This is a genomic window from Paeniglutamicibacter selenitireducens (assembly GCF_051550675.1).
Lineage (GTDB): Bacteria > Actinomycetota > Actinomycetes > Actinomycetales > Micrococcaceae > Paeniglutamicibacter.
On the sequence record NZ_JBPULF010000008.1, the window covers coordinates 195,715 to 214,963 of the forward strand.

Consider the following 19,249-nt stretch of genomic DNA (forward strand, 5'->3'; position numbering starts at 1 on the left):
AATGAAGACGTCCAGGCATGCTCGAGTCGTGTTCCGGTGCTCCATGTTTAGTGAGACAGATTATCCGGACGATCCATGTGTGGTGAGATTGGTCCACTTTAGATGAGACGGGACACCTGCTGTTTACCGGAGTCCTTTGAGAAGGATGTTCCAGCGGAGAGGCCGGCTGTTTTATTGCACTCTTGCGGCTGCATTTTGGGCCCAATAAGATCTTGGCCGAAAATCAAAGTGGGCCATTTGTGGAACCTTTGCCCCTGATATTGGGCTAGGCAGCACCTCATTTGCTCATAGAGAAAGCCGCTGTATCCCTTTGTTCATAGGGATACAGCGGCTTTCTAAATGGAGCCTCCTACCGGATTCGAACCGGTGACCCCCTGGCTCCGCGTGGCATCCAACGACACCTCGGCCCAGGTCTCGAATCCACCCGACGCCACCGTCGTTCGTGGCGAAAAATCACCCTTAACGTGTGCAGTTAAACGGATAATGCTATGTGACGCAAGCCATTTCGTCCAGAAATGGCCTTTTCGGGACGCAGAAAGGGCGATTTGCTTGACCGTCCTCGGGGGTTAATGAATGATTCACTTCTGTGTGGTTGGCTCGGAGACGTGAAAGCCTTGCTGGCTAAATCACACGGCTCCCTCGACTACAGGTCAGCCACCCAAGCGCAGGTATTCATCACTCACGGCACACCTCGTGCCACATTCTTGAGAGTTGGGAAAATGACGAGCAGTACGTTCACCAGAGCCGGGGTGGGGGCCGTTCTGGCCTTCGGCCTGGCCGTGGCCCCGCTGGCGATTCCGCCGGCCATGGCAACCGAGGAAACACCCCCGGCCGAGGCCAGCGCTTCCGCGCATACCCAGGCCCCCGCAGCCCCCGCGGATCCCGCACCGCTGGACGCGGCCCATGTGGTCATCAACGAGGCATACCTCAACGGCGGCAGTGCAAACGCGACCTACAAGAACAAGTTCGTGGAGCTGTACAACCCGTCGGACGCCGACATCGACCTTTCCGGATGGTCGCTGCAGTACCGCTCGGCAACGGGGCAGGCTGCACCAACCGGGCTTGCCCAGCTGTCCGGCACCATCAAGGCCAAGGACTACTACCTGGTCAAGGGCAACTCCAACGGGGCCGTAGGCAAGGACCTGCCGGCCAGCGATGCAGATGCCAGCGGCTTCTCCTTCGCCGGAGGGGGCGGAACGCTGATCCTCTCCAACCAGGGCACCAGGCTGCCGGCGGACCTTGCCTCGGGCTCCCTGGTGGGAGCCGCGGACATCGTCGACCTGCTCGGCTACGGTTCCTCGAACACCTTTGAGGTGAAGGCTTCCTCAGCGGCAAACGCCTCCTCGTCGTTGAACCGCACGGCCTTCGCCGACACCGACAGCAACGCCGCCGACTTCTCCACCGCCACGCCGTCGCCCGTGGGCACCGGCGGCGGTGACGGACCGGGCACGCCGCCGGTCGATTCAGGCGTCAAGTCGATTGCCGAGATCCAGGGCACCGGCGCCGCGAGTCCGTTGGTGGGCACGACCGTGACGACGCGTGGCAAGGTCACCGCGGCCTACCCCACCGGCGGCTTCAACGGCTACTACATCCAGACCCCCGGCACCGGCGGCGACCTCGACATGGGGACCCACCAGGCCTCCGACGGCGTCTTCGTGTATTCCCCGGCGACCGTCGCCGGCGTCAAGATCGGCGACCACGTCGAGGTCTCCGGCCTCGTCAAGGAATTCGGCGGGGCATCAAACACCGCCACCACCACGGAGATCGATGTTGCAGCCGGAGGGCTGACCCAGCTCTCCGAGCCCGCCACCGAGGTCAAGCCCGCCGCCATCGCCGTCCCCAGCTCCGTGGCGCAGCGTGAAACCCTTGAAGGGATGCTTGTCGCCCCGGAGGGCGACTTCACCATCACCGACAACTACTCGCTGAACAACTACGGCGAGATCGGCCTGGCCACGGGAACCACTCCCCTCATCCAGCCCACCGCGGTGGCACCCTACGGCTCCGACAAGTACACCGCCACGGTGTCGGAGAACGCCGCCCGCGCCATCAAGCTCGACGACGGCGCCAGCACCAACTTCCTGAGCACGGCCGGTTCCACGGTGCAACTGCCGTGGCTGGGGCAGGCAACGCCGATGCGCGTCGGATCGACGGCCAGGTTCACTGCCCCCGTCATTTTCGACAACCGCAACAACACCTACAAGTTCCAGCCGTTGGAAGCGCTCACCCCGGCCAATGCCGGAACCGTGCAGCCCGTCACCTTCGGAAACACCCGCCACGGGGCCCCCAAGCCCGTGGGCGGCAACCTGAAGGTCGCCTCGTTCAACGTGCAGAACTACTTCACCGAGACCGGCGACAAGAACGTCTCCTGCGAGTTCTACACCGACTACAGCGGCAACAAGATCAGCGTCAAGGGCGGTTGCCCGCAGCGCGGCGCCGCCGACGCGGCAAACCTGCAGCGCCAGCAGGACAAGATCGTGGCAGGCATCATCGCCACGGACGCCGACGTGCTTTCGCTGGAGGAAGTGGAGAACTCCGCAAAGTTCGGCAAGGACCGCGACAGCGCCCTGGCCACGCTCGTCGAGGCCCTCAACGCCGAGGCACCGGGGGTCTGGGACTACGTCCGCTCCCCGGCTGCCGACCAGCGCCCCGCCGTCGGGATCGAGGACGCGATCCGCACCGCCTTCATCTACAAGAAGGCCAGCGCCGAACCGGTGGGCGGCTCGACGATCCTGGACCACCAGGCATTCACCGGCATCGCCCGGCAGCCGCTGGCCCAGTCGTTCAAGCCGGCCGGCAGCGACGACTCGGCACAGGTGCTGCTGATCGTGAACCACTTCAAGTCCAAGGGGTCGGCGATCGGCGGCGACACCGACCAGGGCCAGGGGAACTCAAACCTGGCACGCACGGCCCAGGCCGAGGCGCTCGTGGAGTTCTCCACCCGGCTGCAGGCCTCGCAGGGCACCGACAAGGTGCTCCTGATGGGCGACTTCAACGCCTACGGCTTCGAGGACCCCATCCGGGTCATGACCGACGCCGGCTACGTGGACCAGGACCCCAAGACCGGCAAGCACTCCTACAGCTTCGGCGGCATGGTCGGTTCGCTCGACCACGTCCTGGCATCGCCGGCCGCCGAGGCCGCAGTCACCGGGGCCGACATCTGGAACATCAACTCCGCGGAGTCGGTGGCCATGGGCTACAGCCGCTACGGCTACAACGCCACAAACTTCTACGATGCTTCCCCCTTCGCCGCCTCTGACCACGACCCCGTCGTCGTCGGCCTGCAGCTCGGCGAGGCATCCTCGGCCACCAAGGAAGTCAACCTCCTGAACATCAACGACTTCCACGGGCGCATCGACGCCAACACCGTGAAGTTCGCGGGAACCGTGGAGCAGCTGCGCGCCGAATCGGGCGAGGGAAGCACCGCGTTCCTCTCGGCGGGCGACAACATCGGCGCCAGCCTCTTCGCCTCGGCCTCGCAGGACGACTTGCCGACCATCGACGTCCTCAACGCGCTGGACCTGCGGGCCTCGGCCCTCGGAAACCACGAGTTCGACAAGGGCTACCAGGACCTCGTCGGCCGCGTCTCCGACGCCGCCGACTGGGACTACCTGGGCGCCAACGTGTACGCGAAGGGCACCAAGACCCCGGTGATGGACGAGTACAAGGTCATCACGCTCAACGGCGTGAAGGTCGCCGTCATCGGTGCCATCACGCAGGAAACGCCCACCCTGGTGACCCCGTCGGGCATTTCCTCCCTGGACTTCGGCGACCCCGTCGAGGCCGTGAACCGCGTCGCGCAGCAGATCACCGACGGCGACCTTGCCGACGTCATCGTCGCCGAGTACCACGACGGTGCCGGCTCGGGTACTCCCGACGGCGCAACCATGGAGGATGAGATCGCCGCCGAGGGGACCTTCCGGGAGATCGCGACAAAGACCAGTGCCGAGGTCGATGCCATCTTCACCGGCCACACCCACAAGCAGTACGCGTGGGACGCACCGATCCCCGGTGTCTCCGCCGATGCCGCCCTGAAGACCCGCCCCGTCCTCCAGACCGGAAGCTACGGCGAGTTCATCGGCCGGATCACCCTGAAGGTGGACACCGCCTCCGACGAGGTCCTCTCCTACGAGCAGGGCAACGTGCCGCGCACCAAGGCCGACGACGCCTCGCTGGTAGCCAAGTACCCGCGCGTCGCCGCGGTCAAGACCATCACGGACAAGGCACTGGCCGACGCCAAGGTCGCCGGCAGCGTACCGGTCGGGAAGATCTCCGCGGACATCACCACCGCTCAGACCTTCGACCCGGCCACCGGCAAGTACACCCGTGACGACCGCGCCAACGAATCCACGCTGGGCAACCTGGTGGGCAACGCCCTGCTGGAGACGCTCAAGTCGGAGCAGGCCGGCGGGGCGGAGATCGCCGTGGTCAACCCCGGCGGCCTCCGGGCGGACCTGCTCCACAAGAACGCCGGGGTCGCCGACGGCGTTGTCACCTACGCCAACGCCAACGCGGTGCTGCCGTTCGTGAACAACTTGTGGACCACGTCGCTGACCGGTGCCCAGGTGAAGACCATGCTGGAACAGCAGTGGCAGACGAACGCCGATGGCTCCACCCCGAGCCGCCCGTTCCTGAACCTGGGGCTGTCCTCCAACATGGACTACACCTATGATTCGACCCGCGCCAAGGGCGACCGCATCACCTCGGTCACCGTCAACGGGCAGGCGCTTGACCCGAAGCGCTCCTACCGCGTGGGAACGTTCAGCTTCCTGGCCACCGGCGGCGACAACTTCCGCGTCTTCACCGAGGGCACCAACACCAAGGACTCCGGCCTCATCGACCGCGATGCCTGGATCAAGTACCTCGGCCAGCGCTCCGAAACCGGCCCGATCGCCCCGGACTTCGCCCGCCGCGGCGTCGAGGTCGTCGGCAACCCGGCCCGGGTCGACGCCAAGGGCAGTGTCGCCTTCCAGCTCAACAAGCTGGACCTGACCTCCCTGGGCAGCCCAAAGAACACCGCCGTCACGGTGGAGTTCACCGACAACAAGGGCAAGCGCACCGTGGTCGACACGGTGGGCGTGCGGGACGGCTCGGCGAAGGTCTCCTTCAGGTTGCCCGCCGATGCCCGCACCAGCGGCACCATCACCGTCAAGGCCGCACCCAGCGGCACCACGGTGAAGCTCCCGCTGCTCATCACCAATCCGAACGAGAAGTGCAAGCCGAAGCAGGACGCGAAGGCCTGCGCCTGATCCATCGGGCGTTGAACAGCGACGGTGCCCCTTCCTCCCGGTCCGGGAGGAAGGGGCACCGTCGTCTGTGGCCAACGGTCATCGCGGACGGTTCGAGCACGCAGAACGCACGAGGCGGACATTGGGAACGTGAACTCGCTGGACCGTCATGCTGCATTTCCCTGGCCCCGCAACCATCAACACGGAACGAGCTCCCCACACACTGCGACTCGTCCCGAATTCGCGGTTCACCAGAAAGAAGCTTCGGTTCCTGCCCCGCGGGCCGGCGAACATTGGCTCGTGCGAGACGTATCCGCGGGCCAACCGGGGCGACGCGGCCGGATAGTAGCTGGATTGCCTGGCAGGCCTGCGCCCCGACGAATCGAGACGGGACCCCTGGCTGCTCGGTTCTCCCTGTGGCGATACGGGCTGTGGCGGGCTGACGGTGCGGATCACACGAACGGAAGGCATGGTTCTGTGGCCGGACTTTGCCTACTCATGGTGCTTCGGGGACGACGACTACTGCGGGTACTACATGCCGCTGGCAGGCGGGTTCATGTTCGACGAGGCCCAGTACGACGCGTTAATCGCCGATGCCCGGGACCGGCTGCCGTAGGGGCCGAAACGCCATGAGGTGGTGCCCCGTAGCGGGGCACCACCTCATGGGGTCAAGCGAGTGAAGACTAGTGGGTGTCTTCGGCTTCGATCTCGGTCTTGTCGCCGCTCCACTGGGTGTGGAACGAGCCCTCGACGTCAACGCGGTTGTAGGTGTGCGCACCGAAGAGGTCGCGCAGGCCCTGGGTCAGCGCGGCCGGCAGGCGCTTGCGGCGCAGGCCGTCGTAGTAGGCCAGCGAGGAGGAGAAGACCGGAACCGGCACGCCCAGCTGGACGGCGGTGGCAACCACGCGGCGCCAGGCCGGAAGGGCCGCGGCGATGGCCTCGGAGAACGCCGGGGCGAAGAGCAGGTTGGCCGGCTTCTCGTCGGCGGCGTAGGCCTTGGTGATGTCGGCAAGCAGCGCGGCGCGGATGATGCAGCCTTCGCGCCACAGCGAGGCGATCTCGTCGAGCTTCAGGTCCCAGTTGTATTCCTTGCCGGCGGAGGTGAGCATGTCCAGGCCCTGCGCGTAGGAAACCAGCTTGGAGGCGAAAAGCGCCTGGCGCACGTCCTCGACGAAGTTCTCGCCCAGTTCAACGGCGATCTCGTGGCCGGCCAGGACTTCCTGGCCGATGGCACGCTGGTCGCGCTGCGAGGACAGGCCTCGGGCGAACACCGATTCTGCGATGGCCGAGGTCGGGGAACCCAGGTCCAGCGCGGACTGCACGGTCCAGCGGCCGGTGCCCTTCTGGCCGGCGGAGTCGACGATGACATCGACAAGCGGCTTGCCGGTCTTGGCGTCGACGTGGGCCAGCACCTCGGCGGTGATCTCGATGAGGAAGGAGGCGAGTTCGCCCTTGTTCCATTCCTCGAAGATCTCGGCCTGGGCGGCGGGCTCGAGGCCGGCGCCGGTGCGCAACAGGTCGTAGGCCTCGCCGATGACCTGCATGTCGGCGTACTCGATGCCGTTGTGGACCATCTTCACGAAGTGGCCGGCACCGTCGGTGGAGATCCAGGCGCAGCACGGTGCACCGTCGATGGCCTTGGCGGAGATCTTTTCGAGCATCGGGCCCAGGGCGTCGTAGGACTGGCGGGATCCGCCGGGCATGATCGAGGGGCCGAGCAGAGCGCCCTCCTCGCCGCCGGACACGCCGACGCCGACGAAGTGCAGGCCCTTGGTGGCCAGGTCGGCCTCGCGGCGGCGGGTGTCGACGAAGTTCGAGTTGCCGCCGTCGATGATGATGTCGCCCTCGTCGAGGAGGGGTACCAGGGAGTCGATGACGGAGTCGACGGGGCCGCCGGCCTTGACCATGATCAGGACACGGCGCGGGGTTTCGAGGTTCTCGACGAGTTCGGCAAGGGTCTCGGTGCGGATGAAGTCGCCTTCATCGCCGTGTGCGGCCAACAGGGCGTCGGTCTTGGCAACCGAGCGGTTGTGCAGGGCAACGGTGTAGCCGTTGCGGGCGAAGTTACGGGCAAGGTTTGCGCCCATGACGGCTAGGCCGGTGACGCCGATCTGTGCAGGCATGAAGTCTCCATCGTTTGCGAATATCGAAGCCGGGCAAGATACCGGCACGACATGCGCCGGGCACGGCTTCGTGACTACCCACCAGTTTAGTTTGTCCGGCGCATCCAAGGCCAGACGAACACGCCTTGGCTCCCCATTGTTGCCGCATGGATCCGCGTCATTCAGCGGGTTCGACCGTCCGGTTGTGCTCGAGGTAACCTATAAGGTTAAGTCATGCCCAATAGCCTGCACCACCGCGCGGTGGAACACGTCGGAAGCCGCATCGTCGACGGATCCATCGCCACCGGGGAAGTGATCCTGGCCTCTGAGATCGAAACCGAGCTCGGGGTCTCCCGGTCAGTGGTCCGGGAGGCCGTGCGCGTTCTGGCCTCGGCGGGACTGGTGGTTTCCACCAAGCGCGTCGGCATCCGGGTGCTGCCGCCCGAGGACTGGAACCCCTTCGATCCCCTGGTGATCAGGTGGCGGTTGGCCAGCGGCGGCCTTGGCGCGCAGTTGCGTTCACTCACCGAACTCCGCGTCGCCGTCGAACCCATGGCGGCGGAGCTTGCTGCCGAACACGCCCCCGAGGAATTCTGCGGCGAGCTGCTGAACCTCGCCGCGAGGATGCGCCACGCCGGACGATCCGGGGACCTGACCACGTTCCTGGAGCTGGACATCCGCTTCCACGCGCTGGTGCTGGCAGCCTCCGGCAACGAGATGTTCGCGAACCTGGCCCACCCGATCGGCGAGACGCTGCGCGGGCGCACCGAGCTCGGCCTCATGCCCGAACGGCCGCACGAAGAGGCACTCACTTGGCACCAGGACGTCGCCGATGCGATCTCCGCGCACGTGCCCCAGGACGCGCGCGAATCGATGGAAAAGATCATGCGGCGCACCAACCAGGAAATCTGCGGGGTCTGGGCGGACAATCCGCGACTGTTCCCGAAACCGCGGATCTAGCCGACAGGGCTGCGGCCCGCCTAGTTCCCCGTTAAGCAGCGAAACACCCGCCCGATCTCGAACGGGAGACCGGGATGGTGTTTCGCCTTTGCGTTGCAACAGTTTGAGGTGTTGCGAGTGTGGCCGGATGCGGGCCCCGCCGTCAGAATTTCAGCAGGACCTTTCCCGATTCCGCGGAGTTCCTCGCCGTCTCGAATGCCCCCAAGGCATCGTCGACGCCGAATTCGTGAGTGACGATGGCCGCGGTGTCCAGCGTGCCGTCGGCCAAGGCTTCAAGAACCTCGTCAATCTCGTCGTTGAACCGGAAGGAGCCAACCAGTTCAAGCTCGCGCGTGATAGCCAGGGAAACCAGGGCTGGCTGCTCTCCCGAGGGAAGCAGGCCAACCATGACAACCCGACCGCCTCGAACGCTACCACGCACGGCGGATGCGAGTCCACGCGGGTTGCCGCTGGCCTCGATGACCACGTCGGCCTCGACAGCGGCAATGGCCTGGGCGTCCGTGGCCTTCAAGGTGGCCGTCGCCCCGGCGGAAACCGCGATCTCCAGGGGCTTGTCGAACATGTCGACCGCGATGATCTCCGCGGCACCTGCCCGCTTGAGGACCGCAACCGCCAGGGCGCCGATCGGTCCGGCCCCGATGACCATCACACGCTTCCCGGCCACCTCGCCGGCCCGGGCAACCGCGTGCCAGGCCACTGCGGCAGGCTCCGCCAGCGCGGCTTCCCGCAGCGAAAGACCCTCCGGCAGGATGCGCAACATCCGCGAGGGAAGGTTCACGATGCTCGCGAACGCCCCCTCGGTGTGCGGGAAGCGCGCCGCGGATCCCAGGTAGGTGCAGCCCGGGGACAGGTTGGGCCGGTCCTCCGGGTAACGTGCCCCGTCGCCGCCCGGGGTGGCGGGGTGCACGGCGACGCGGGTTCCGGCGGCAGGTCCCGTGCCGTCGGCCGCGGCGGCGACGACGGTGCCCACGATCTCGTGGCCAAGGACCATCGGCGCCTTGAGGATCGACTCCCCCGCAGCGCCGTGGCTCCAGTAGTGCAGGTCGGAGCCGCAGATGCCGCCGTAGGCGATGGCGATCCGCGCCTCGTGGGCCGCGGGTGCCGGGACCTCGATGGACTCGACGCGCAGGTCGCCTGCCGCGTGGGCGACGACCGCGGTGGCGGTGGTGCTGGTGCTGGTGCTATACGACAACTGTCATCCCCCCGTCTATGAAGATGGTCTGCCCGTTGACGTAGTTGGACCCGTCGGAGGCCAGCCAGACGGCCGGCCCGGCGAGGTCCGCGACGGTGCCCCAGCGCCCGGCCGGCGTGCGGCCGAGGATCCAGGAGTTGAAGTCGGGGTCGTCGACGAGCTTCTGCGTCATCTCAGTGTGGATGTAGCCCGGGGCGATGCCGTTGACCTGCAGCCCGGAGGCCGCCCATTCGGCGGTCATCGCCCGGGTCAGGTTCCGCAGCCCGCCCTTGGCCGCGGTGTACGCGGAGATGGTGGGGCGCGCAAGGTCCGTCTGCACGGAGCAGATGTTGATGATCTTGCCCTCGCCGCGGGCAACCATGCCCCTGGCGGCCTCGCGGCCCACCAGGAATGCGCTGGTCAGGTTGGTGTCCAGCACGCGCTGCCAGTCCTGCACCTCGAGCTCAAGCAACGGCACGCGGTGCTGGATCCCGGCGTTGTTCACCAGGATCCGCAGCGGGCCGACCTCGGACTCGATCGCCGCGATGTTCCGGGCCACAGCCTCGGCGTCGGTGACGTCGAAGGCGCGGGAGAAGACCCGCCCCGCCCCGTAGCGCGCAGTGAACTCCGCAGCGGTTTCGGCAAGGCGTGCCTCGTCGCGGCCGTGCAGCACCACTGTGGCACCGGCGTCGGCCAAGGCCGCGGCCAGTTCGCGGCCGATGCCGCGCGAGGATCCGGTGACAAGCGCGATGCGCCCCGTCAGGTCGAAGAGATTGCTCCCCATGGTTGTGCTCCCGTGTTCTCGGTGGTCAGGTTAGGCCACTGCGCCGGCGACGGCGAAGATGCCCAGCGCGATGACGAAGCCGCAGACGCCGACCAGGGCCTGGCCCACGGTCCACACCTTCAGCGTGGTCTTGACGTCCATGCCGAAGAAGCGCGAGACAAGCCAGAAGCCGGAGTCGTTGACGTGGCCCGCGAACACCGAGCCGGCGGCCAGGGCCAGCACGATGGCCACGACCTCGACGGCGTTGAAGTCGGCGTTGCCGACGACCACGGGCTGGACGATCGCCGCGGCGGTGGTCAGGGCGACGGTTGCCGAACCCTGGGCCACGCGGACGACGGCCGCGATGATGAAGCCTGCAACGATGATCGGCAGGCCGACGGCGTCGAGGGAGCTCGCCACGGCGTCACCGATGCCGCTGGCCCGCAGCACGGCACCGAACATGCCGCCGGCGCCGGTGATCAGGATGATCGAGCACACCGGGCCGAGCGCGGAGTCGGTGACGGTCTCGATGAGCGTCTTGTCCTTGTTCTGCTTGTAGCCCAGCAGGTACATGGCGAGCAGGACGGTGATCAACAGCGCGATCGGGGTTTCGCCCAGCAGGCGCAGGATCTGCACCCAGGTGTCGGTCTTGTCCACGACGCCGGCGGTGGCCAGGGCGTTCAGGCCGGTGTTCATGAAGATCAGGACCAGCGGCAGCAGCAGCAGCGTCACCACGGTGCCCAGCGACGGCTTGGAGGCGAAGTCGTGCTGTTCCTTTTCGCTGCCGGCCAGGATGTCCGGAAGGGCGATGTTGTACTTGCGCCCGACGTACTTGCCGAAGAGGTGGCCGACGAAGTACCAGGTCGGGATGGCGACGACGAGGCCCAGCAGCAGGACCAGGCCGACGTTTGCCTCGAGCAGGCCGGAGGCCGCGACAGGTCCCGGGTGCGGCGGGACGAAGATGTGCATGACGGAGAACGCGGTGGCCGCCGGGAAGGCGTAGCCCAGGAACGATCCGCCCAGGCGGCGGGCCACGGTGTAGATGATCGGCAGCATGACCACCAGGCCGGCGTCGAAGAAGATCGGGAAGCCGAAGAGCAGCGAGGCGACCGAGAGCGCCAGCGGTGCGCGCTTCTCGCCGAACTTGCTGATGAGGGCGTTGGTGAGGATCTCGGCGCCGCCGCTGGTCTCAAGCATGCGGCCGAGCATTGCACCCAGGCCCACGAGCAGTGCAACGGTGGCGAGGGTTCCGCCGAACCCGGCGGTGAGCGTCGGGACGATCGAGGCGACAGGGATGCCGGTGGCAACCGCGGTCAGCAGGGAAATGACAACCAGGGCCACGAAGGCATGGATCCGCCATTTGATGATCAGCAGCAGGAGCAGCAGGATTGCGCCCGCGGCAATGGTCAGGAGCGCTGGTGCGCCCAGCGTCCAGTTCATGACTAACTCGTCGGTCATCGTTGTCCTCATGAGATGTGATGTGGGGGTGTTCGGGCGGGAGTGCCCTTGGAAGGAATCGGGTTACAGGGAGCCCAGGTGGTGCGCCACGACGGCGACGATTTCATCCGGCGTCAGCGTGACGTCGACTTCGACGGCCGCCTCGTCTGGCGCAATCGCCTCGAGGGTGTTGAGCTGGGAAGCCAAGAGCGTCGGCGGCATGTATTCGTGGCTGCGCTCGTCCAGGCGGTTCTGGATCAGCTCGGGAGATCCGCTCAGGTGGACGAAGACGGTCCCCGGTTCAAGCGACCGCAAGAGATCGCGGTAGCTGCGCTTGAGCGCCGAGCAGGCTATGACGGCAGGGGTTCCTGCCTCGACGCTGGCAGCCAGGGCTTCACCAATCGTCTCGAGCCAGGGACGGCGGTCGTCGTCGTTGAGTGGCTGTCCTGCAGCCATCTTGTCCTTGTTGGACTTCGGGTGCAGGTCGTCGCCGTCGATGAATCCCAAGCCGAGGCGGGACGCAAGCTTTTGTCCGACCGTCGACTTTCCGCAACCGGAAACACCCATAACGATCATGGGTGGGTAGGCAGGGTTGATCATCATCACTCCATCGTGGCTCTCAAAGTAATATCTGACATAAATCACGGTGGTGATGGATAAATCAGATTTAAACAGCCTAGGACTCGATGGGTGAGGTGTCAACCACACTTTGCGGCACCGGCGGACCGACACCGGTTGGCCGTTGCTGGGAGAATCTTGACGGTCCGCCCCGACAGAGGTCAGGGGCCGGTCTCCCACGAACCGCGGCGGAAGGTTTCGGTTTCGGTTTCGGGGAGCATCGCCTTGCAGGCCGTCTACCCGCCCCTGTACCGGCATGGGTGGCCGAACAAACAGGAACCCGACGGCCGGACCATCCGCACATAACAAAGAAGCTCCGTCACCCAGACTTTCGTCTGTGTAACGGAGCTTCATTCGTGGTGGGCCCTACCGGGATCGAACCGATGACATTCACGGTGTAAACGTGACGCTCTACCAGCTGAGCTAAAGGCCCCGACGCAATTTGTATCCGAAAGTTTCGGATCACTTCGTTGCGACAAATAGATAACTTAGTACATGCCGTGTTGACTTGGCAAATCGACAGCCCATCGGCAGCCCTTCGACGGGTCATCGAAGGGTTGACCAGTCGGATACTACCGTCCCTCGCGCTTCCCGGGCCCGCCTTGGCGTTCTCTCCGCCCTGGTCTGCAGAGCCATTCCTAGTGCCGGCGGTTTGAAGCTTTCCGCGGCGGAGCCGGAAGCGTGCCTGGAATCCACCTGTGACATTGTCAGGGATTGGCTGCCGCGGTGGTGAAGTCGTCGGTATGCCTTCCACGCCCCTTTGGGACTTGGTGCATATCCCCCGTAACGACGGATAGCCTGGTGCCGCCACCAGGTGTACTGACGAGTGTCAGTCTGGCGCCGACCATCTCCGCTGCGTCCGACATCATGCGAAGACCGAAGTGCTGCTCGTCGCCGGCGGCCAGAAGGTCGAATCCCTTGCCGTCGTCGACGATGCTCATGGTCCAATGCCCCCCGCTTGGCGTGAGGCTCAACAGCACGCTCTTTGCCTCTGAGTGCTTGATGATGTTGACCAAGGCTTCACGGCCGACCCTGTAGAGCATTGTTGACTGCTGCACGTCCAAGTTGAGCGGTTCCGTCATTTCGACTTTTGTCCGAATACCCTTGCTTCGGGTGCGCTCCACGAGCGTGGACAGTGCCATCGGCAGCTCGGCCGCGCTGACCGGCGTGGAGTAGAGGTCACTGGTTACCTCGCGGAGCTTGCGGATTCCTTCCTGCAGGATTTCACTTGACGCCGGACCGCCGCTGTCGGGACAGGACTCCAGTGCATAGGCCAACCCGGCAAGGTCTTGGATGATGTCGTCGTGCAGGTCACGGGCCAGCCTGGCGCGTTCCTGTTCCCCCGCCTGGATTGCCTGCTGCAGCAGCGCGCGGCGTGCCCTCTGGTATCTCTGTACCCGCTTGGCGAGATTGATGCCAGGAATCAGTTGCGCGGCCTGAAGGACACCCAAAGCCACAACGAAGACCGGGATCATGCCTACAAGCATCAGCCGTTCGGGCTGCCGCACAACATCGGCGTGGAAGTACATTTCAAAAAGCAGAGGTTCATTCGTCCCGGCACCGGCCAACACGTATGCCTCAACAAGGTCTTCGCTTCCCGCCTCGAAAATGTTCTCGCCCTCGTCCTGCGGGCCGAGGGTGACGACGCCAGGACCCCCGGCAAGCATGTCCTCCGCCCATTCTTCAAGCGGGAACGTCTCGCCGATGAGTTCACTGACATCGGAGTACACTACTTTTCCGTTGGCATCCCAGACCTTGATGCGCAGAATCATTTCATCCGACATCCACGGCGTCATCCGGGCATCAATTTGCTCAACGGCCGACTTGTTTCCTGCTGCAAGGTCAGTGCTGAGCACCGGACCAATGGCGTAGTCCGCGAGCTTCTGCGTGAGTTCAAGCACTTCTTGTTTGGCCAGGCTTTGAGCCACACTTCGCATCCAGAACGTTGCCGGAATGGACACTGTCAACAACACGACCAAGCCGGTCAGCAGGAACTTGAGAATCGCCGAACGTACCGCCGAACCTTCTTCACGCAGCAACGCCGTATGCGGACCGGAAGGCCGCTGTGATCCACTCATTTGTCGGCTGCGCCCACGAGTCCCAGTCTGTTGGCGGTCGCCACCGCCTCAAGTTGGGAATGCGCGTCAAGTTTGCTCAAGATCGACTTCACGTAGCCACGACAGGTGTGCGCACTGATTCCCAACGTCCGGGCATTTGCAATGACATCAAACCCTTGGTTCATGAGCCGCAGGACCTCCAGCTCCCTTGCGGTCAGGCCAGGATTCATGGCTGCGGCAGGATGCCGGGGCTTGAGTAGTTCCGAAATCAGGGCCGGCCCCACGATGAATTCACCCTGTCGAGCGGTACGCAATACGTCCAAGAGAATAGACAGCGCCCCGTCCTTCGGCAGGAATCCGCACACCCCGAGCGCGGCTGCCCGTTGCATCGCCTGCGAAGTAGGATCCCCAGTAAGCATCACGATTCGCGCGGCAGGCAGCGCCTTGATAATGCGCTCGGATCCCTGCAGGCCATCCCCGTCAGGCAGACGGTAGTCGATGACGACCAAATCCGGTTCTTCGGCGATGCAAAGCGCTACGCCGTCGTCAAGGGTGTGTGCCGTTCCAATACACAGCAAGTCGCCCTCTCGATTCAGTGCACCCGAAAGCAAGTCAGCGAATGTTGCATGGTCGTCAATGACCACGATTCGGGACACCTTTGTTGCATTGCCCTCAGCCACCGAATTCATGTTCCCCCACCATCGCTTCCCCCAGAAGACTTACCCAATCGATGGGTGCCGGCGTCGGCACTTAGGGTTAGTATTCCGATCTTCCCGACCCTTGGCAAGGTAGCAATCACGACGATTCACTGGCTACTCCGAACTGCAAGCTCTAGACCGCCACTCCCGTCATCATGCGCTCGACATAACCCCGGACGATCGAGCCCGCCTCGATCAAGGTGATTTCTCCGTCCGAACCCAGGACCGAGCGGTTGGCTGGGGGAAATTCCATCGTCCCGTTGTTTGCATTCTCAAGTGCCAACAGCGCCCTGATTACCAGTGAAAAGTCATCATTGGACGACGACGTTTCATTCAACATCCGTCGTTGGGCTTGTTGCAGCAAGTCACCGGGCTGGCAGCCCAGCTCCCTATCCATGACCCTGCGGCATTGTTCGAATGCCTGCAGTCCGCGAAGCGGCTGCTTCACTCGCTCCATCGCCAGGATCATCACGGACCATGCCGGTTCGTTCAGCGGATCGAGGTCGACCACCTGTTGCGCCAGGCTTATCGCTTCACCGAACGCCCCCATTTCCAGAGCATTCTCAGCAGCGCGAACCCTCGCGGCAGTGACCCTGGCGGCATGTAGGTTTCGTTCGGCCTCTGCCCATTCCGGCAGTAGTTCGTTTCCCAGCAGCGGCTCGTCGGACATCGCCAGCGCCTCCCGAAGGAGGTCGGCTGCACTCTGTCCAGTGCACTGCTCGGCGCGGATCAACAGCGAGTCGAAACGTGCCAAATCCAGGTCAATCAGATCAGCATCGAGTAGGTACCCTCCGGTAGCGGTTTTAAGCACGCCGCGCTTGCCCTGCCCTGGCTGCAGGCATCGCCTCAACACCGAGACGTAGGACTCAAGAGTCGAAACCGCAGTCGAAGGTGCCGATTCCATCCACAACATGTCGATGAGGGTTCCTTTGGAAACCGCGGAACCCAGGTGAAGCAACAGGATTTCAAGGATCTGCCGGGACTTCGGGCCTCCCAATTGCTGGGCGCTGAGTACCTCGGTCCCACGCTTGATTTGCAGTGTTCCAATTACCTTGGCGCTAACACGCCCGCTGAGGCAGTCTTCTACCCCGATTTCATCAGTGTTGTCATTCACTTTACTGCTCCCCAAGTGCATTTTCCCCAAAATACTGACAAACCACATGATTCATTGTTTGCGCCGCCGACAAAAGCCTTGTCCTGGGGGGTCGAGAGACCCCCAAAACAGGGGGTGCCGGCTACGAAGCGATCACGGTTCCTCTGGAAGTCGAAATCTTCGGCATGTCGTTGCACGGCCGAGATCCCGCCGCTATCTCGTTGGGCACCGCCCGAAAATTCGGGATTCTGCGGCGATGCCGGTCGAATCCGGCATCGCCGCAGAATGCATCGAGGGCCCGGCCTGGGGGAAGCGGGACCCTCGACGGCACCGCATCAAGAGTGCGATGCAGGCTCGAAGAATCTGTTGGGACAACGGATTCGTCAAGCGCGCGGCTCGCCTCGAAGCCTGATGGACGTCTACACAGGCCTTTGACCGTGGCTAAGCCGTACGTAGATCATGCGCCCCAAAGCTTGTAAAAAGCTTTGGCTATTCTGGAGTTCATCATGCAGCAGGACTTATCACCGGAGCGAAATTGGACCCGTCTCTGGCAAGCCACCCTGGACCAGACCAGAGCGCCAGCAATTGATGCCAACGAACTCCGGTTGCTCGACCCGCATAAGGCATCCTGCCCTGCGTCCATGGGCACACTCACGTCCCTGGGCTCGCCCTCATCGGAGCGCGGCGGATGCTGTTCCGGGCCAGCTTCGGAAAACGAAGAGACCCGCAGTACCCATCGTTTTTCCGTGGGTACTGCGGGTCCCTTGCTGGTGGGCCCTACCGGGATCGAACCGATGACATTCACGGTGTAAACGTGACGCTCTACCAGCTGAGCTAAAGGCCCTGAAACTGAGGCGTGAGACCGATTTTTATCGTCCACGCGACTTGCAACAAGAGAACAATCTAGTACATCCGTGCGCAAATTGGCAAATCAGCACCTGTGGATGAGAGCAGACCTCGAGCCGCGTTTCAGTGATCCAGCCTAGTTGCGCACAGACACGCAGTCCTGGCCAAAAGCCAGAATCATTGGAATTCTCTGCTCCGTTCCCCACGCAAACAACCAAAGCCGCTGGCAACTGCCCGAGATGATTTCCACGAGAGTTCAACACCGTCCCACGGAATGCACTCATGCCAGGGCTCCTGCGCGGCGGTTCCGAGCGGGCTGCCCGGCTGGAGAACGCCCTGGACCAACCCGGGCGATCCATGGGGAGAAACGACGCTCCAAGGCGGGATGCGCTCGAAGGTCCGACTCGGGCCGTGGCAGAACGCCGGCCGGGCAGGGAGGCATTCTCAGATTTGCCGCTGCTTTCGCTTCCGGCAACCGCTCGCTGCTGCGTGTCGGCCCGCGTTGCACTCATCGCCGTACAGGTCGACTAGAGTGCGGAGGCGCCGTCGAAAACAATGGGTTGCGGTCCTTGAGTGGCCCAGGACAAGGGCGCCCTCCCTGAGAGGTCGACTCTGACGGGGTCAAGCCAGGTATATGAGTGGGCCCTACCGGGTTCGAACCGATGACATTCACGGTGTAAACGTGACGCTCTACCAGCTGAGCTAAAGGCCCCTGGCACTACTGAATTCGTTGGGTTGCTATTCCGTCGGAAGCGTTCGTGACAAGATTTTGAATGTAGGGATGTACCGCCCATGCTGTCGAATAGACGCGTAGAGTTCTTCGACAACAGTTAGGAGAGCAGGTCCATCGCCTCTCGATAGCGCGCGATGGCGCGCGCTTGATGGATGGGTGAACTAAAGGAATCAATCACACGTTCACCACAAATGAGGAACGTATGGCGCGTTGCCGCGCCTGACTCAAAATCAAAGGCTCCGTAGCTTGTTGCAACGGCGCCGTGTGGCCAAAAATCGGCCAGCAGGTCAAATCCGATATGCGATTGATCTGCATAGGTTCGCAAAGCGAACTTGTGGTCCACGGAAATACCCTTGATGTGGGTGTTCCGTGAACTGAATTCGGGCCTTGCCCTTTCGAGCTCGTTAAGCTCGGAACCGCAAACCGCCGAAAACGCGAAGGGGTAGAAGACCAAGAAATAGGCCTGCTCCCCCAGCGCTTGGGAGTCAATGCTCTCCCCATGCTGATTGGGCAACACAAAACGAGGGGCCGCAGTACCGACCCTGGGCACCGGGACGTCAATCCCGGAAACTGGTTGTGATGTTTCCAACACCCTAGTTCTTGCGGCGCGCCACTAGACGGGTTGCCGACCAGTCATCGGAAACACCCTCGGTGCTCGTCACGTGAAGGCCCGCAGTTGGTGCATCCTCCTGGATGGATGCCGGTGTCACATAGCCGTCGCGCCCTGATTTGGGGGTCAATAGCCACACAACTCCCTTTTCGTCCAGGCTGACCAGTGAATCGACAAGGGCATCGACAAGATCCCCGTCGTCTGCACGCCACCAGTAGATGATTCCGTCCACTACTTCGTGGTCTTCTTCAGTAAGTAGCTCGGAGCCCACCGTTTCCTCAAGGGAATCGCGGAGATCAAAGTCCACATCGTCGTCGTACCCGAGTTCCTGAATCAGGTCCCCGTCTTTGAAGCCCATTTTCTGTGCGGCTTCGTGCTTTGCCGGTGCGGCGTCGCTCACGTCACTCCTCCTGCTGATGTTCAAGCGTCTGGTACAACCAAACACCCTTTTTGCGCTCCCATCAAGCGCAGAGCCTCCAACACGCCGAAATAGTGACGACTTCGACTCACTTTGGAGACCAAGTACGTAGCTGAGCACTGCATTTGACGTTGACGGGACAACGGCAGGTACAGGTTGGGCACCGTCGAGCACTAGAGTGTAATTGGCGGTCCGCGACCAACCACCCTTGGGGAACGGACCAGAACCTTTGGCGTTAGCAACGCCACTGTGTGTTGAACACGAAAATCGGTTCGGCGCGCAGCCCCCGCTGTACCCCATAACGAGGAGAAGATGGACGTGGCTGTAGAGGAACATATCTCTCACATCCGTAGCGGCTTGACTAGCCAGTTGCCCGACCGGGATCCGGAGGAGACCGCCGAATGGCTTGAGTCCTTCGACGATCTGGTTGAGACGCAGGGCACCGAACGCGCCCAGTATATTGTTCGTTCGCTGCTCCAGCGTGCCGGCGCAAAGTCCGTAGGCGTTCCCATGGTCAC

General features: G+C 63.6%; 14 protein-coding genes and 3 tRNA genes. 4 read left to right on the top strand and 13 right to left on the bottom strand.

Annotated elements, in window-relative coordinates:
* Nucleotides 1-719: 719 nt before the first annotated feature.
* Both ACSYDW_RS14635 and ACSYDW_RS14640 read left to right on the top strand, forming a co-directional pair.
* Nucleotides 720-5,246, top strand: coding sequence for an ExeM/NucH family extracellular endonuclease (locus tag ACSYDW_RS14635; RefSeq protein WP_438339463.1), 4,527 nt, complete (start codon nt 720-722; stop codon nt 5,244-5,246).
* Nucleotides 5,247-5,694: 448 nt separating this feature from the next.
* Complete coding sequence (locus tag ACSYDW_RS14640) at nt 5,695-5,841, top strand: hypothetical protein (protein WP_438339464.1); 147 nt, start codon at nt 5,695-5,697, stop codon at nt 5,839-5,841.
* Nucleotides 5,842-5,908: 67 nt separating this feature from the next.
* Here ACSYDW_RS14640 and gnd read toward each other — a convergent pair whose 3' ends face one another.
* Nucleotides 5,909-7,348: an NADP-dependent phosphogluconate dehydrogenase gene (gene gnd, locus ACSYDW_RS14645; RefSeq protein ID WP_438339465.1), complete on the bottom strand. Its 1,440-nt coding sequence runs from the start codon at nt 7,346-7,348 to the stop codon at nt 5,909-5,911.
* Between the two features lie 213 nt (nt 7,349-7,561).
* On the opposite strand from gnd, the gene ACSYDW_RS14650 reads away from it, so the two are divergent.
* Nucleotides 7,562-8,287, top strand: coding sequence for a FadR/GntR family transcriptional regulator (locus ACSYDW_RS14650; protein ID WP_438339466.1), 726 nt, complete (start codon nt 7,562-7,564; stop codon nt 8,285-8,287).
* A 142-nt stretch (nt 8,288-8,429) separates the two neighbouring features.
* On the opposite strand, the gene ACSYDW_RS14655 is transcribed toward ACSYDW_RS14650, so the two are convergent.
* From ACSYDW_RS14655 to ACSYDW_RS14710, 12 genes are all read right to left on the bottom strand, one after another.
* Nucleotides 8,430-9,479 (bottom strand): L-idonate 5-dehydrogenase, encoded by a 1,050-nt coding sequence (locus ACSYDW_RS14655; protein ID WP_438339467.1) that lies wholly within the window; start codon nt 9,477-9,479, stop codon nt 8,430-8,432.
* Nucleotides 9,469-10,242 (bottom strand): SDR family oxidoreductase, encoded by a 774-nt coding sequence (locus tag ACSYDW_RS14660; protein ID WP_438339468.1) that lies wholly within the window; start codon nt 10,240-10,242, stop codon nt 9,469-9,471. Before ACSYDW_RS14660 ends, ACSYDW_RS14655 begins: the two co-directional genes overlap by 11 nt.
* A 30-nt stretch (nt 10,243-10,272) precedes the next feature.
* Nucleotides 10,273-11,679, bottom strand: a complete 1,407-nt coding sequence (locus ACSYDW_RS14665; protein ID WP_438339469.1) for a GntP family permease — start codon at nt 11,677-11,679, stop codon at nt 10,273-10,275.
* A gap of 63 nt (nt 11,680-11,742) precedes the next feature.
* On the bottom strand, nt 11,743-12,261 hold the full coding sequence (locus ACSYDW_RS14670) for a gluconokinase (protein WP_438339470.1): 519 nt from the start codon (nt 12,259-12,261) through the stop codon (nt 11,743-11,745).
* A 372-nt stretch (nt 12,262-12,633) separates the two neighbouring features.
* Nucleotides 12,634-12,709, bottom strand: a tRNA-Val gene (locus tag ACSYDW_RS14675).
* A 274-nt stretch (nt 12,710-12,983) separates the two neighbouring features.
* A complete protein-coding gene (locus ACSYDW_RS14680) occupies nt 12,984-14,354 on the bottom strand; it encodes a sensor histidine kinase (RefSeq protein WP_438339471.1) in 1,371 nt (456 codons plus the stop codon).
* Entirely contained in the window at nt 14,351-14,977 is a 627-nt protein-coding gene (locus tag ACSYDW_RS14685; RefSeq protein WP_438339472.1) for a response regulator, read from the bottom strand. Before ACSYDW_RS14685 ends, ACSYDW_RS14680 begins: the two co-directional genes overlap by 4 nt.
* Before the next feature lie 187 nt (nt 14,978-15,164).
* A complete protein-coding gene (locus tag ACSYDW_RS14690; protein WP_438339473.1) occupies nt 15,165-16,193 on the bottom strand; it encodes an AfsR/SARP family transcriptional regulator in 1,029 nt (342 codons plus the stop codon).
* A 699-nt stretch (nt 16,194-16,892) separates the two neighbouring features.
* Nucleotides 16,893-16,968, bottom strand: a tRNA-Val gene (locus tag ACSYDW_RS14695).
* A gap of 641 nt (nt 16,969-17,609) precedes the next feature.
* A tRNA-Val gene (locus ACSYDW_RS14700) sits at nt 17,610-17,682 on the bottom strand.
* A 118-nt stretch (nt 17,683-17,800) separates the two neighbouring features.
* Nucleotides 17,801-18,292, bottom strand: coding sequence for a redoxin domain-containing protein (locus ACSYDW_RS14705; RefSeq protein ID WP_438339474.1), 492 nt, complete (start codon nt 18,290-18,292; stop codon nt 17,801-17,803).
* Nucleotides 18,293-18,296: 4 nt separating this feature from the next.
* Nucleotides 18,297-18,671, bottom strand: a complete 375-nt coding sequence (locus ACSYDW_RS14710; protein ID WP_438339485.1) for a DUF3052 domain-containing protein — start codon at nt 18,669-18,671, stop codon at nt 18,297-18,299.
* Nucleotides 18,672-19,043: 372 nt separating this feature from the next.
* Between ACSYDW_RS14710 and ACSYDW_RS14715 the strand changes: the two genes are divergently transcribed.
* A partial coding sequence (locus ACSYDW_RS14715) for a pyruvate dehydrogenase E1 component-related protein (RefSeq protein ID WP_438339475.1) occupies nt 19,044-19,249 on the top strand: 206 nt, incomplete at its 3' end.